The following is a 14,146-nucleotide window of genomic DNA, read 5'->3' as shown; positions in this document are numbered from 1 at the left end:
CAGGACCGTTCCATGACCTCCACCGCCCCCGCTCCCTCCGTCCCGCTGAGCGCCGGAATCACCGTCGAGAAGACCGGCGGCCGTATCGGCGCCGTCATCTCCGGAGTCCGCCTCGGCGGCCACCTCGACGAGGTGACGGTGGCCGCGATCCGCGGCGCGATCCTCGACCACAAGGTGGTCTTCTTCCGTGACCAGAACCACCTGGACACGGAGAGCCACGAGGCGTTCGCCCGCCTCCTCGGGACCCCGGTCGCGCATCCGACCGTGCCGTCCGTGGACGGCCGCTACGCGCTCGGCATCGACAACGACCACGGCGGCAGGGCCAACCAGTGGCACACGGACGTCACCTTCGTCCCCGCCTATCCCGCCTTCTCGATCCTGCGTGCCGAGGTCGTGCCGCCCTACGGGGGCAACACCCTGTGGGCCAACACCGCCACCGCGTACGCCGAACTGCCCGAGGCCCTGCGGGTGCTGGCGGACAGCCTGCGCGGCGTCCACACCAACGACTACGACTACGCGGCGGTACGCCCCGACGCCCCGTCCGAGGCGCTGGCACAGCACCGCCAGGTGTTCACGTCGACCGCGTTCCGCACCGAGCACCCCGTCGTGCGCGTCCACCCCGAAACCGGTGAACGCGCTCTGGTCCTCGGCAACTTCCTGCAGAGGCTCACCGGTTTCAACGGCCACGACTCCCGTGCGTTGATCGGTGTGCTCCAGTCCCATGTGGAGCGTCCGGAGAACACGGTGCGCTGGCAGTGGCGCGCGGGCGACGTCGCCGTCTGGGACAACCGCGCCACGCAGCACTACGGCGTGGACGACTCCGACGACCACGAGCGGACCCTGCGCCGGGTCACCGTCGACGGAGACGTCCCGGTCGGCGTGGACGGCCGACCCTCGGTTCTGCTGTCCCCGGAGACGGTGCCCGAGCCGGCGTACGGCATCGCCTCCGGCGCGTCCACCGACGGCGCGCTCGCGGAGGTCTGATTCATGCCGCGACCGCCCGGCGCGTACCCGTTCCGAGGGCCGCGCCGGGCGGTCGCGTGCGGGGAAGCGGGCCGGCGCGGCGCGCTCCTGTCCGTACGGTCGCCAGGTCGCCGGAGGAATTCGGCTTCGTCGCCGGTTACTTCACGCCGAGGCCGGCGTCGTCGATCGCGGGCTTGCCCTCGGCCTTGAGGACCTTGTTGAGGGTGCTGAGATCGTAGATCCCCTTCAGCTCCGGCTGCTTGAGCAGGCCGGCCTTCACCGCGTGCTGTGCCTGCGCGTCGAGGGTGGCGGCCAGCGGGTCGTCGAGGAACGTGATGGACGGCCAGGCGCCGTTGATCACCGCCTCGCCGAGCGGCTTGCCGGTGAGTTCCTTCAGCTTGGCGTTGGCCGCGGTCTTCGCCTTGTCCGGGTTGGCGTTGATCCACGCGTTCGTCTTCACCGAGCCGCGCAGGACCGCCTCGACGACGTCGGGGTGCTCGGCGAGGAACTTCTGCGACACGATGATGTTGGTGATGACGAACTTCTTGTCCGGCCACAGGTCGGACTCGTCGAGGAGGACCTTCGCGCCCTCGCTGACCAGCTTGGACGCGGTCGGCTCCGGCACCCAGGCACCGTCGATGGAACCGGACTTGTAGGCGTTCGGGGTCACCTTGTTGTCCGTGCGGACCACGGAGACGTCGCCCTTGCCGCTCTGGGCGTCGACCTTCCAGCCCTTCTCGGAGATCCAGTTGAGGAAGGCGACGTCCTGGGTGTTGCCGAGCTGCGGAGTGGCGATCTTCTTGCCCTTGACGTCGTCCAGGGTCTTGATCTTGTCGGGGTTCACGACCAGCTTCACGCCGCCGGACGCCGAACCGCCGATGATGCGCAGGTTCTTGCCCTTGGACTTGGTGTAGCCGTTGATCGCGGGGGAGGGGCCGATGAAGCCGATGTCGATCGAGTCGGCGTTGAGCGCCTCGATCTCGGACGGGCCGGCGTTGAAGGTGGAGACCTTCAGCTCGGTGCCGCCGAGCTCCTTCTGGAAGATGCCCTGCTGGTCGCCGATCAGGGCGGTGGCGTGCGTGAGGTTGGGGAAGTAGCCGATGCGCACCTTGTCGGCGGAGAGCTTCTTGCCGTCCGCCGCGACCTCGGCCTTCTTGTCGTTGTCGGTGGACGCGGATCCGTAGCCGCAGGCGGTGAGAAGCAGAGGGAGGGCGGACAGGGCGGCGAGGGTGCGCAGGGTGGAGAGCGGTCTTGCGGCAGACACGGGGTGTCCTCTCGAGGATGAGGCGATCGGCAGGTACGGGAAGCGGGGGGTGAAGCCGACGGGAACGGCGAAGGCGCCGGAGTCGCGCACGCCCGTGTCGCCCCATGCCCGTCTGAGGGCGTGAGGCACGGGCACGGGCATGGGCCGGGTGCCGGTTTCGTGGGACGGTCTCAGGCGCGCTGACAGATGGCGCTGGACGTGTGACCGAGGTCGATGTGGCGCCGCGACGTGAGAGGGATGAGGGTGGCGTGATGCGCCGTTCGCATGACTCCCTCGCAATCCCTAGCTTTCCCAGTCGGTTGATAGGGATGGTGGCAGAAACGGGCTGCCGCCCCAAGAGGGCGTTCGGATGGTGGACGACCGCATCTCGCTTCTTGGGATGTCCAGGCCGGTCCCGCCTCACGATGCAGGACCCGCAGCGCGCTGAACCGACCGACGACCTAGGGGTTGGACCAGGCGGCGGGGTCTTCCGCCAGGGTGTGGATGAAATCGGGCAGCCGGCCCGAGGCGATGTCCGCGAGCGAGACCCCTTCGAGGATCTGGCGAACGTTCGCCCGCAGGGCGACCCACAACGGGAGGAGCGCCTCGGCGGGACCTTGGTACGTCAGGTCCGGCGGGCGTACGCCCCGCACCGAGACGAGCGGTCCCTCGACCGCGCGCACCACGTCGGCGACCGAGATGTCCTCCGGTGCCCTCGCCAGCCGGTACCCGCCGCTGGCGCCGCGCTGGCTGACCACCAGACCGTCACGCCGCATGTCGTTCAGGATGCTCTCCAGGAACTTGTGCGGGATCTCCTGCGTCTCGGCGAGGAACTCCGCCTTCAGGGGAGTGGTCTTCGGGGCGCCGGCGAGGAGGAGGGCTGCGCGTACCGCGTAGTCCGCTCGGGCTGAGATCCGCATGCGCGCATTATCCCGTACGCGGCTGAGCCGCCGCCGCGCCCCGCCTTCCCCGCACTTGCAGGACGTCGACGAGATGCGCCGGACCATCGAGGTCGACGGGCGTGAGAGGGCCTCGCGCGTGGGGAAGGTACGGGGGCTTCAGGAGGTGATGGGCAGGGCAGCGCCTTCGTTGCCCGGGGCGGCGAGGGGCGGGCCGACCGCGAGGCGGGCGCCGGGCGTGCGGCCGTGGCCCCAGCCGATGTCCCGGCGGTAGCTGCCGAGCAGTCCGGCACGTACGAGGCGGTGCTCGTCGCGGACCCCGGCGTCGTCCGGCACCGGCAGGGCCTGCGGGGCCACGTACAGGGCATCCGCGGGGCAGTTGGCCTCGCACTGGAAGCAGGTCTGGCAGTCGGACTGCCGGGCGATCACCGGGACGCCGTCGGCGCCCCGGTCGAACACGTCCGTCGGACAGACGGCGATGCACTTGTCGCAGGTGATGCAGCGGTCGGCGGAGACCAGTTCGATCACCGGGTCACCTCCTGGAACGGGGGTACGGGGTCGTGACGGGTCCACACGCGGTCCACGCCGCCCGTCACCACGCGGTGGCGCTGCGCCGGGTCCAGCGCGGGATGGTCGAGCCGCTTCGCCATCCCGCGGGTCTCGGTGCGGGCCAGGGCCGAGGCGTACATCCAGCGCGCGTGCGCGGTCATCGCCGCCGCCTCGCGGGCCTTGAGCAGGTCGCGCCCGCTCCCGTACAGGGTGGCCCGGACCTCGGTCCACACGGTGTCGAGCGCCGCCAGTGAGCCGGTGAGCCCGTCACCGGTGCGGAAGTAGTTCTTCCCGTACGGCAGCACTTCGCTCTGTACGGCGGAGATGACGTCCCGGAACCCCTCCGCCGGGCCTCGCGCGGAGGTCGGCCGCAGCCCCGCCCCGCCGGCCGGCCGTGTCTCGCGCGTGCCGCCCCGGCCACCGAGGGACAGGGCGTGCCGGGCGGCGCCCGTGCCCGCCCAGATGCCGGACGAGATAGCCCAGGCCGCGTTGTGGCTCCCGCCGCCGGTGAAGCCGCCGCAGATCGGCTCGCGGGTGGCCGCGTCCCCGGCCGCCCACAGGCCGGGCACGCTCGTGGCGCAGTCGTCGCTCGTGAGCCGGATGCCGCCGGTGCCGCGCACCGTGCCCTCCGCGAGCAGGGTGACGGCGAACAGTTCGGTGAACGGGTCGATGCCGAGCCGGTCGAACGGGAGGAAGAAGTTCGGCTGCGCGAGCCGCATGGAGCGCCGCGCGCCGGAGTCGGCCCGGTCGAGGCGTGCGTACACCCTCCCGTCGAGGAGCGCACGGGCGATCACCGAACGGGACGTGACCGAAGCGCCCTCCAGGACCCGCCGGTCCGCGTCGTAGAAGGTCGCGAAGGCGTAGAAGGCGTTCTTGGTGACGGACGTGCCCTCGGGGGCGATGCCGTACGCGTTGGAGAACTCCATCCCCGACAGCTCGGCGCCCGTCTCCGCGGCGAGCAGGGCCCCGTCCCCGGTGTTGACGTTGCAGCCGAGCGCCCCGCTGAGGAAGGCGCAACCGCCCGTGGCCAGAACCACCGCCCCGGCCCGTACCCGGTACGGCGCGCCGCCCTCCTGGCGGCACAGCCCCTGGGCACCGGCGACGGCGCCGGAGGCGTCGGTGAGCAGCTCTGTCACCGGGCTGTGGTCCAGGATGCGCACCCCGGCCTTCCGGATCCGGATCCGCATGCGACGCATGTACTCCGGACCTTGCAGCCCGTTGCGCAGCGGCGTGCCGTCGGGCGCGGTGGGGAAGGGATAACGGCCTTCGTCGGCCAGTTCGTTCATGGCCGCGTACGTCTCGTCGAGGACGCGCTCCTTCCAGCGCCGCTCGGCCAGATGCCCTCCCAGCGCCTCCCGGCTGGCCATCGCCGCCTCACGGGCGGCGGGCTCGGGCGGGACGTACCAGACCCCGGTGCCGCCGGCCGCGGTCGCGCCGCTGGTGCCGCAGTACCCCTTGTCGGCGAGGACGACCTCGGCTCCGGCCTGCGCGGCCCGCAGCGCCGCCCACGTGGCGGCCGGGCCGCCGCCCACGACAAGGACATCGGTGGTCAGGTCGATGACGTCATGGCGGAGAGAACCGCCTCCGCGTCCGGTCATGCCGGCGCTCCCACGGGCACGGCGGCCGGCCTCGGCAGCCCGTAGTGCTCACGCAGCGTCCGGCCGGTGTACTCGGTGCGGAACAGGCGGCGGGCCTGGAGGATCGGGACGACCTGGTCGACGAAGTGGTCGAGTCCGCCCGGCAGATAGGGCGGCATGATGTTGAAGCCGTCCGCCGCGCCCTCGGTGAACCACTCCTCGATCTCGGCGGCGATCTGCTCCGGCGTACCGGCCACCACACGGTGACCGCGCCCGCCGCCGAGCCGCGCGATCAGCCGGCGCAGGGTGAGCCCGTCGCGCCGAGCCAGCTCGGCGACGAGCGTGAAGCGGCTCTTGTTGCCGTTGATGTCCCGCTCGTCCGGCAGTTCGGGCAGCGGCCCGTCCAGCGGCAGGCCGGTGAGGTCGGTGCCGAGCATGCCGGAGAGCTGGGCAAGACCGTACTCGGGAACCTGGAGGTCGGTGAGCTCCTGCTCAAGGGCGCGGGCCTCCGCCTCCGTCGAGCCGATGACGGGGCAGATGCCGGGAAGGATCTTCACGTCCGCCGCCGCCCGCCCGTGGCGGACCACGCGCGCCCTGAGGTCCTTGGCGAAGGCCTGCGCGTCGGACAGGGTCTGCTGCGCGGTGAACACGGCCTCCGCGTACCGGGCCGCGAACTCCTTGCCGTCCTCGGACGATCCGGCCTGCACCAGCAGCGGACGGCCCTGCGGCGAGCGGGGCACGTTCAGCGGGCCGCGCACCCTGAAGTGCGTTCCCTCGTGGTCCACGGGCAGGACCTTGTCGGTGTCCGCGTAGACGCCGGCCGCGCGGTCGAGCACGATCGCGTCGTCCTGCCAGCTGTCCCACAGCTTCACGGCCACGTCGACGAACTCCCGCGCCCGCTCGTAGCGCAGGCCGTGCTCCAGGTGCTCGTCCCGGCCGAAGTTCCGGGCCTCGTCGACGGTCCCGGACGTCACGATGTTCCAGCCGGCCCGTCCGCCGCTGAGATGGTCGAGGGACGCGAACGCGCGGGCCACGGTGAACGGCTCGTGGAACGTGGTGGAGACGGTGGCGATGAGCCCGATGTGCTCGGTCGCGCCGGCCAGCGCCGACAGGAGGGTGAGCGGTTCGAAGCCGCCGAGCGCGTTGTACCGGGCGTTGCCCCACAGGGCGAGACCGTCGGCGAGGAACACCGAGTCGAGCAGCCCGCGCTCGGCCGTGCGGGCCAGTTCCTGGAAGTACGTGAGGTCGGTGACACGTTCGGGGCTGGTCAGCGGGTGCCGCCAGGCGGCGTCGTGGTGGCCGGCGTTCATGAGGAACGCGTTCAGGTGCAGGTGGCGGGGAGGCGCGGCGGGCATGGCGAGTCCTTGAGGGTGAGGTTACGTAGGTGAAGGGCGGCCGGTGGACGGGACGGCCGGCGAGGTGACGCGCGGGTGTGGAACGGCCCGGGCGGGTCAGCGGTCGGTGGAGGGCCGCCAGGAGCTGAGGCGCCGCTCCAGCGCCACGAGGAGCTGGTTGAAGGCCACGCCGACCGCGGAGATCGTGATGATCCCGGCGTACATCTGCGGGATGGCGAAGTTGTACTGAGAGGCGTTGATCAGATAGCCGAGGCCCGCCTTGGCGCCGATCATCTCGGCGGCGACCAGGACCAGGATGGACACGGCCCCCGCGAGCCGGACGCCGGTGAACACGGCGGGCACGGACGCCGGCAGGATCACCTTCTGGAACAGGCGTACCGGGGGCAGGTCCAAGGAGCGGGCCAGGCGCAGGAGCGTCGGATCCACGGACCGCACGGCGCTGATCGTGCTGAGCAGAACCGGCCAGGTGCAGGCGTACACGATGATCGAGATCTTGGACGTCTCGCCGATGCCGAGCAGCAGGACGAACACCGGCAGCAGCGCGAGGGCGGCGGTGTTCCGGAAGACCTCGAGCAGCGGGCCCAGGAGATCCGCCACCGGCCGGTACCAGCCGATCAGCAGGCCGAGGGGTACGGCGAGCGCCACCGCGATCCCGAAGCCGCTGAGGGAACGGGTGAGGCTCGCCCGGGCGTTGTCGGCGAGCTGACCGTCGGCGGCGAGCTGCCACCACGCCTGGGCCACCTCGCTGAACGGCGGCAGGAACGTCCGGTCGACCAGCGCCAGTCGGGGTGCCAGCTCCCAGAGCAGAAGCAGCGCGAGGACCGCGACCGACTTGGTGCCGGCCCTGAGGAATCCGTACGCGAAGGCGCGGGCCGACCACGCGAGGCGCCGACGGCGCGGCGCGGTCGACGTGGCGACGGATCCCCGGGGGTGGGCTCCCGGGTGCGCGTCGGGGGCGGCGGCCCGACCGCTCACCAGGAGACCGTCATCGGCCTCCGAGACCGTACTCGTGGATGTCACGGAACTCACGGAACTCACATAACTCACGGGGCGACTCCTTCCCTCTCCTCCTGCTGGGCCCTGGACACCTCGTCGCGCAGCAGGGACCAGATCCGGTGCCGGAACCGCGCGAACTCCGGGCTGGAGCGCGGATCGTCCTCGCCCGTCGGCTCCGGCAGATCGATCGGCACGACCTCCTTGATCCGGCCGGGCCGTGACGTCATCACGGCCACGCGCTGCCCGAGGCGCACGGCCTCGTCGATGCCGTGCGTGATGAAGACGACCGTCTTGCCCGTCCGCCGCCAGATGCGCAGCAGCTCGTCCTGGAGGGACTCCCTCGTCTGAGCGTCCAGTGCCGCGAACGGCTCGTCCATCAGCAGCACGTCCGGGTCGTAGGCCAGACTGCGTGCGATGGCGACCCGCTGGCGCATTCCGCCGGACAGCTCGTGCGGATGGTGTCCCTCGAACCCGCCCAGGCCGACGAGGTCGAGGAACTCCCTGGCCCGCTCGGCCCGTTGGCGCCGAGGGGTGCCGACGGCCTCCAGGCCGAACTCCACATTGCCCAGCGCGGTGCGCCACGGGAGCAGCGCGTACTGCTGGAAGACGATGCTCCGGTCGACACCCGGGCCGGTGACCGGCGCACCGTCGAGGAGGATCCGACCGGCAGTGGGCCGTGTCAGGCCGCCGAGCAGGTCGAGGAGGGTCGACTTGCCGCAGCCACTGGGACCCACGACGACGAGGAACTCTCCGGCGCCGACGGACAGGTCGATCCCGTCGAGCGCGGTGACCACGGATCTTCCGCCCGCTCTCTTCGGGAGAGCGAACTCCTTGCGTACGCCGTCGAACACGATCTTCGCGGTGTGACCCACGCGATTCACCTCCCGCTCGGCGTCGGGGCGGTGGACGCCACGGCGGCATTGAACTCGTTGGTGTAGAGGGATTCGAGCCGGACCTTGCCGCTCGGGATGTCGCCACGCTCGGTCAACCAGTCCAGCCAGAGCTTGAGTTCGTCGCCCGTGATGCGTCCGCCGGGCTCGCTCACGCCGTACGACTTCCAGTAGCGCAGCGTGTCGACGTCCTCGTTCCGCTTCCGCTTCCTCACGATGTCCGTCATGCGGGCGACCACCTCCTCACGCGGGGTGGTGCGCGTCCAGTCGAGGGCGCGCGCGACGCCGGTGACGAACGTGCGTACCATGTCCGGGTTCTGGCGGGTGAATCGTTCCGTCATGACGTACGTCCCCGCGCTGAAGGACCCGAGAAGCTGGTGATCGGTGAAGAGCGGCCGGATCCCGCCCTTCGCCAGCGCCTTGTCCCGGAGGACCCCGCCCAGCACGGCGACGTCGATCTGTTTCTGGCGCAGGGACTGCTCGGTGTTGACCGGAGGTACGACGAGGGGCTCGACCTTGTCCGCGTCCGCCGCCGGCAGTCCGCCGCGCTGGAGGTAGATGTCGAGCATGGCCTCGGAGTGCGCGCCGAGGGTGTTCATGCCGACCTTCTTGCCGACGAGGTCGCGGGCGGAGCGGATCGGACTGTCGGCGAGGACGTAGTAGCCGCTGTACGCGTGCTGGTCGGAGCCGTAGTAGCTGATGACGGCCTTGATCGGGGCGCCGCTCGCGGCGAGCTTGACCACGGCGCCGTTGAACGCACCACCGAAGTCGGTCTGGCCGGTGGCCGCCGACTGGATGTCCTGCGGGCCGCTGATGGTGTTGCCGACCCACTCCAGCTTCACGTCGTCCAGAAAGCCCAGGTCCGCTGCGAGTTCCGCGGGAATCACCTGGCCGGCCCAGCCCTGATACCGCAGCGTCTTCGTACCGCCCTTGCCGGCAGAGCCGCCGCCCACGGCGGTGCCGCAGCCGACCGCGACCGCCGAGAGGCCGATCAGGGCGAGGAACTGGCGTCGGTTCGCCAGCGGCGAGGTGCTCATGAGGATGTCCTGTTCAGAGGGGACGTAAGGGTGGCGAGGTGAGGTGGTTTCCGCGCATGACGGTGAGGACGTACGGGCCTGCTCGCACGGGACGGGAGCCGGCAGCAGCCCACGTGGAAACGGCGAGGTCCGCGAACGCGCGGATCCCTTCGCGCAGAGAGCGAAGCGGGGAAAGTCAGGCGGCCGGTGAGGCCGCCGAGGGATCGCCTAGCAGCCGCAGGAGCAGGTCACACAGAGGGCGCTGGCGTGCCGCCGAAGATCGACGTGCAACCGCGCGGTGAAGTTCGCTGGCTGGCTCACACCGACGAGGCTGGCAGTGGCGATCAGCCACGTCAACGCGGGAAACGGGCCTGTCTCACATGCTGGGTGCACTGCAATACGCCGGAAGCGAGTCGTTCACAAAGAGCGCCGAACCCCTGCCGCGGGCGTCACGGATCCCGGTGCCCGCCGGGTGGGACTGCCCGGCGCTCGGAGGTGCCGGGCGGGCCAGGTGAGGGTTCGCCGGCCGCGAGGTGCTCCAGGACCTCCGCCAGTTCCTGGCAGGCGCGGCGCACCGACCGGCGGGTCGCACGCTGCTCGGTGATGACGGAAGCGAGAAGCAGCGCGGTCAGGGCGGCGGAACCGTTGAACGCCTGGAGCTTGACCATGATCTCGACGTCCGTCAGGTGGAGGAACGCGCCCCGCCGGGAGGTCGCCTCGAAGGTGGTGAGCACGGAGGCGAAGAGCGCGCACAGCATGCTTCCGGCGAGCTGGAAGCGGAGCGCTGCCCAGATCAGCAGGGGGAAGACGAGGAAGAGCATGCTCATCGGGCTGAGCACGGCCATGGGCATGAGGACCAGGGTCGTCAGCCCCAGAAAGGCCCCCTCCTTCCAGCGCCGTACCCGGAACCGTCCGGCCGGCCCCGCGAGGACGAGCAGGAGCGGGGCGACGAGCAGCACCCCCATCGTGTCGCCCACCCACCAGGCCAGCCAGACGGGCCAGAACTGGCTCTCGTCCAGGGAGCCCTTCGCCACCTGCAGTCCGACCCCCGCGGTCGCACTGATCAGCATGGCGCCGAACCCGCCGAGGAAGACCAGGGAGAGTCCGTCCCGCAGCCGCGCCATGTCGCGCCGGAAGCCCGCCCGTCTCAGCAGCAGGAAGGCACAGAGCGGCGCGACGGTGTTGCTCGCCACGGTGACCACTGTGGTGGGCCCCGGAGCGGTGAGGGAGGCGATGACGAGGAAGGAGCCGAGGGCGATCCCGGGCCAGACCCGCGCGCCGAGCAGCAGCAGGGCGGCGACGGCGACGCCGGTGGGCGGCCAGATGGGGGTGACCACCACGCCTTCGACGACGAGGCGGCCCATCAGGCCGAGTCGTCCGGCCGCGTAGTAGCTGACCGCCACGGCCAGCGACATCAGAGCCGCCGAGGTTGAGGGCCGGAACTGCCGAGTATCCACCACGTCAGCCATCAGACACCGGCCGGGCCGCCACGACCGCGCAAGGACGCCTGCGTGTCGGGCGCCGCCTCACGGCTCGGGCCCGGGCCGGTCCGAGGCCCGCCCCGGCCCGAGGCGGGACCCCTCTGCCCGCTCCTCGGCCGCCGACCGGGCCGGACCGCCGTCATGGCCGACGACCAGGACGGCCGCGTCGTCCTCGTGTCCCACCGTGGCGGCCAGCTTCATGACGGCGGTGGCGAGCGCCTCGACGTCCAGCCCGGCGACGGCGGTGATCCCGGCGAGCCTCGTCACCCGCTCCAGACCCTCGTCGACGTGGAGCGAGGGCCCCTCCACCACCCCGTCGGTCAGGAGGACGAAGACACCGTCGACGGTGAGCCGGTGGCGCGTGGCCGGGTAGTCGACGCCGCGGAGCACACCGAGAGGAGGCCCGCCCTCGCTGTCGTCGATGCCGGAGCGGCCGTCGGTCGTGGCCCAGATGTGGGGGAGGTGACCGGCCCGGGCGCACTCCAGGGTGCCGGCGGCGGGGTCGAGCCGCAGGAAGGTGCAGGTGGCGAAGAGGTCGGCGCCCAGAGAGATCAGCAGGTCGTTGGTGCGACCGAGCAGCTCTCCCGGGTCTCCGGTGACGGAGGCCAGCGCGCGCAGTGCCACGCGGACCTGTCCCATGAAGGCGGCGGCCTCGATGTTGTGCCCCTGCACGTCACCGATGGACATGCCGATCTGCCCGCCGGGCAGGGAGAAGGCGTCGTACCAGTCACCGCCGACGTTGAGCCCGTGGGTGGCGGGCTCATAGCGGACGGCCAGCCGGGCGCCCGGCAGACTGGGCAGGTCCGAGGGCAGCATGCCGCGCTGCAGTGCCACGGCGAGCTCGACACGGGAACGCTGCGTCTCGGCCAACTCCCGCGCCCTGGCGGTCAGCGCCCCGAGCCGGACCAGAAGGTCCTCGCTGTTGTCGGCCGGCCGTCTGCGGAACATCGATCACTCCGACGTCACGACAATCCTCGCATCAGTCCGTCCCGTCTCCAGCACGCGGGACCGCAGGGGACCACCTCGGTACGAACAGGTCCTTCCCCACTCTGCCCGGAGGGGGCGGCGTCCGCATCTCATCGGCGCAGATCGCGGCGACGCTGTCACCGGCGGAGCTGGAGACGGTCCGGCACGCGCAGTGCTCCAGTGCCGGACGTTTTGGAGGATCGCCTCGCCTTGACAGGCGTCGGCGGCAGCGTGAAAGGCCAGGTGGGACCGTATCGCCTGATCGGAGCGATGTCCCTCACAAGCATCGTCCGGCGCCGCCCTTGACCTGCACGAAGCAGGCAGGGAGCCGTCTTCGAGGAGTCCATGGTGCTGCGCACCATGCTCAAGTCCAAGATCTGACTATGTGGCGTCGCCGCAGGTCAGGGGCATCATGTGCCCCCCTCAGGTCAGCAAACGGTCAGCATGCGTCCCCGACGCGTCCCGGTGAACATATTCCGGGTTCTCAAGACCATCCTGCGGGACGCGTACGACAAGGGGGCCACGGCGGACGAGCGCGAGCGCCAGGGCTCACCAGAGGGCCATGACAGACGAGTTCCACCTCAGTGGGCGGTCACCCGGACTCGTAGAGGGGCGCGGAAGGAGAGGAGACCGAGGATCGGCGGTCGCTCGTCCGTCGGGGAGATGCGGGCGTAGGGGAGGCGGCGGGCCGCGACGCGAAGGGCGACGGCGGCTTCGGTCCGGGCCAATGAGGCGCCCGGGCAGCGGTGTCGGCCCACGCCGAAGGACAGATGGTGGCGGGCGTTGGCGCGGTGCGGGCACATCTGGTCCGGGGCGTCGAACACCTCCGGGTCCGAGCCGCTGCCCATGAGCATCAGCAGTAGCTGCGCCCCGGCAGGGACGTCCACGCCGCCGAGCGTCACAGCCTCGGCAGCCATCCGGCGCCAAGTGGTCACCGGCGGTTCGCGGCGCAGCACCTCCTCCACCCATGCCTCGGCCAGGCCCTGCTCGTCGGCGACGTGCGACCACAGGTCCGGCTCGGACAGGGCCCGGTGCAGCGTGGTGGAGATGAGTTGCCCAGTGGTGGACTGGCCGGCGATGAAGACGAAGAAGCATGCACCGACCGCCGTCCCGACGTCCACAGGCCGACCGTCCGGCAGGTGGTGGCGCCTCAGTGCCTCGACGAAGCTGCCGGGCCGCGGCGGGGCGGTGCTCACAGCCACGGTGAGCCACTGGTGGAACTCGCCCACGAGGGGTGCCAGTTCCAGCTGGCGCTCGAGTGTGGGCCTGCCCCAGAACAGCTCCAGCGAGGCGTCGCTCCAGCGGATCAGGGTGGCGGGGTCGACACCGTCGATACCGAGGAGCTCCATCAGTACCTGGCAGGGCAGGATCTGGGCGTAGCTCTCGAACAGGTCGCAGGAGCCGGCCGCGTCGAGGCGCCGCTGTGCGGCGTCGAGGAGCTCGTCGGCGACGCGCTCGATGACGGGGACGGCTGCGGCGACGCGCTGGGCGTTGAAGAACCGGGTGACCACGCGCCGTAGACCGTGGTGGCTGTCCGTTCCGTTATTGGCGAGCGCGGGCGGAAGCCTGAAGCCGGCCCGGGCCAGTATCCGCAGCACGCCGATGGGCAGCGGGGTGACGGCGTCCTGCGCGTTGTCAGGGCGGAACACCGCCGGGTCCAGCAGGACGCGCCGGATGTCGTCGTACCGGCTGACCAGCCACAGGCCGGTGCCGGGGTCCTGACGCACGGGGGCATCGGCCCGCAACGCGTCCAGCCAGGGGTAGGGGTCGCGGACGAACTCATCTCCGAGCAGGTCGAGCCGGGATATCGCGGCAGGCGAGGGCAGGTCGAGGTCCTGGGGAGTCACGGCCGGACGCTAACACGCACGTGATTCGGCGTTCGCAGGGTGTGCGCGGCGTCACGGCGGGCGGACGCCAGGCTCGGCGGAATGGTCCGCTTCTCTGCGGGTGATCTTCCCGGACGTCTCCAGCGAGTGACCGCCGACGAGATGATCGCGGTGGATCCCGCCCTGTCATGGATGTTCGTGACCCTGCGGTCTTGCGGTCGTACGTGAGTGGGAAGCGGCAATGAGCCCCTTCCTGCCTGTTTGCCGCCGTGCCGCCCCTGTCCGAGGGAGCGTCCGAAGGAGTCGACGCCCATCGCGTTCGTCTTCAACACGGTGATCGTGGCCGGCATGGTCGCGGCACTGGACAGCGGGCGGGGCGCCTGAC

General features: G+C 71.1%; 13 protein-coding genes. 1 reads left to right on the top strand and 12 read right to left on the bottom strand.

Annotation, left to right across the window (positions count from 1 at the left end; all coding sequences use genetic code 11):
• Window positions 1-12: 12 nt before the first annotated feature.
• A complete protein-coding gene (locus ACFY7C_RS03955; protein WP_389643296.1) occupies window positions 13-984 on the top strand; it encodes a TauD/TfdA dioxygenase family protein in 972 nt (323 codons plus the stop codon).
• Between the two features lie 136 nt (window positions 985-1,120).
• Here ACFY7C_RS03955 and ACFY7C_RS03950 read toward each other — a convergent pair whose 3' ends face one another.
• From ACFY7C_RS03950 to ACFY7C_RS03895, 12 genes are all read right to left on the bottom strand, one after another.
• The gene (locus tag ACFY7C_RS03950) at window positions 1,121-2,227 is read right to left on the bottom strand and encodes an ABC transporter substrate-binding protein (RefSeq protein ID WP_389643294.1); all 1,107 of its coding nucleotides are present in this window, start codon (window positions 2,225-2,227) and stop codon (window positions 1,121-1,123) included.
• A 440-nt stretch (window positions 2,228-2,667) separates the two neighbouring features.
• Entirely contained in the window at window positions 2,668-3,126 is a 459-nt protein-coding gene (locus ACFY7C_RS03945; RefSeq protein WP_389643291.1) for an RrF2 family transcriptional regulator, read from the bottom strand.
• Between the two features lie 138 nt (window positions 3,127-3,264).
• Entirely contained in the window at window positions 3,265-3,633 is a 369-nt protein-coding gene (locus ACFY7C_RS03940; protein WP_389643288.1) for a 4Fe-4S dicluster domain-containing protein, read from the bottom strand.
• Window positions 3,630-5,252 carry an FAD-binding protein gene (locus ACFY7C_RS03935; protein WP_389643285.1) on the bottom strand — a complete coding sequence of 541 codons (1,623 nt, stop codon included), beginning with the start codon at window positions 5,250-5,252 and terminating at the stop codon, window positions 3,630-3,632. The genes ACFY7C_RS03940 and ACFY7C_RS03935 overlap by 4 nt, the downstream gene beginning before the upstream one ends.
• Entirely contained in the window at window positions 5,249-6,586 is a 1,338-nt protein-coding gene (locus tag ACFY7C_RS03930) for an LLM class flavin-dependent oxidoreductase (protein ID WP_389643282.1), read from the bottom strand. The genes ACFY7C_RS03935 and ACFY7C_RS03930 overlap by 4 nt, the downstream gene beginning before the upstream one ends.
• 96 nt (window positions 6,587-6,682) lie before the next feature.
• Window positions 6,683-7,615 (bottom strand): ABC transporter permease, encoded by a 933-nt coding sequence (locus ACFY7C_RS03925; protein WP_389643279.1) that lies wholly within the window; start codon window positions 7,613-7,615, stop codon window positions 6,683-6,685.
• Window positions 7,616-7,629: 14 nt separating this feature from the next.
• On the bottom strand, window positions 7,630-8,454 hold the full coding sequence (locus tag ACFY7C_RS03920) for an ABC transporter ATP-binding protein (RefSeq protein WP_389643276.1): 825 nt from the start codon (window positions 8,452-8,454) through the stop codon (window positions 7,630-7,632).
• Window positions 8,455-8,459: 5 nt separating this feature from the next.
• Window positions 8,460-9,509 carry an ABC transporter substrate-binding protein gene (locus ACFY7C_RS03915; RefSeq protein ID WP_389643273.1) on the bottom strand — a complete coding sequence of 350 codons (1,050 nt, stop codon included), beginning with the start codon at window positions 9,507-9,509 and terminating at the stop codon, window positions 8,460-8,462.
• Window positions 9,510-9,716: 207 nt separating this feature from the next.
• A complete protein-coding gene (locus tag ACFY7C_RS03910) occupies window positions 9,717-9,809 on the bottom strand; it encodes a putative leader peptide (protein ID WP_389643270.1) in 93 nt (30 codons plus the stop codon).
• Between the two features lie 128 nt (window positions 9,810-9,937).
• Window positions 9,938-10,903, bottom strand: a complete 966-nt coding sequence (locus ACFY7C_RS03905; protein WP_389643267.1) for an MASE1 domain-containing protein — start codon at window positions 10,901-10,903, stop codon at window positions 9,938-9,940.
• Window positions 10,904-11,014: 111 nt separating this feature from the next.
• Entirely contained in the window at window positions 11,015-11,917 is a 903-nt protein-coding gene (locus ACFY7C_RS03900; RefSeq protein ID WP_389643264.1) for a PP2C family protein-serine/threonine phosphatase, read from the bottom strand.
• A gap of 599 nt (window positions 11,918-12,516) precedes the next feature.
• Complete coding sequence (locus ACFY7C_RS03895; protein WP_389643261.1) at window positions 12,517-13,782, bottom strand: cytochrome P450; 1,266 nt, start codon at window positions 13,780-13,782, stop codon at window positions 12,517-12,519.
• Window positions 13,783-14,146: the final 364 nt, after the last annotated feature.

The sequence above is a fragment of the Streptomyces sp. NPDC012769 genome, assembly GCF_042901205.1.
Lineage (GTDB): Bacteria > Actinomycetota > Actinomycetes > Streptomycetales > Streptomycetaceae > Streptomyces.
The sequence above is the reverse complement of the archived record's forward strand: the minus strand, read 5'-3'. Positions and strand labels throughout refer to the sequence as shown.

What these genes read in the sequence shown, in the direction of transcription:
- ACFY7C_RS03955 (WP_389643296.1), top strand. Translation starts at nt 13, where the DNA reads ATGACCTCCACCGCCCCCGCTCCCTCCGTCCCGCTGAGCGCCGGAATC.
- ACFY7C_RS03945 (WP_389643291.1), bottom strand. Translation starts at nt 3,126, where the DNA reads ATGCGGATCTCAGCCCGAGCGGACTACGCGGTACGCGCAGCCCTCCTC.
- ACFY7C_RS03935 (WP_389643285.1), bottom strand. Translation starts at nt 5,252, where the DNA reads ATGACCGGACGCGGAGGCGGTTCTCTCCGCCATGACGTCATCGACCTG.
- ACFY7C_RS03930 (WP_389643282.1), bottom strand. Translation starts at nt 6,586, where the DNA reads ATGCCCGCCGCGCCTCCCCGCCACCTGCACCTGAACGCGTTCCTCATG.
- ACFY7C_RS03915 (WP_389643273.1), bottom strand. Translation starts at nt 9,509, where the DNA reads ATGAGCACCTCGCCGCTGGCGAACCGACGCCAGTTCCTCGCCCTGATC.
- ACFY7C_RS03905 (WP_389643267.1), bottom strand. Translation starts at nt 10,903, where the DNA reads ATGTCGCTGGCCGTGGCGGTCAGCTACTACGCGGCCGGACGACTCGGC.
- ACFY7C_RS03900 (WP_389643264.1), bottom strand. Translation starts at nt 11,917, where the DNA reads ATGTTCCGCAGACGGCCGGCCGACAACAGCGAGGACCTTCTGGTCCGG.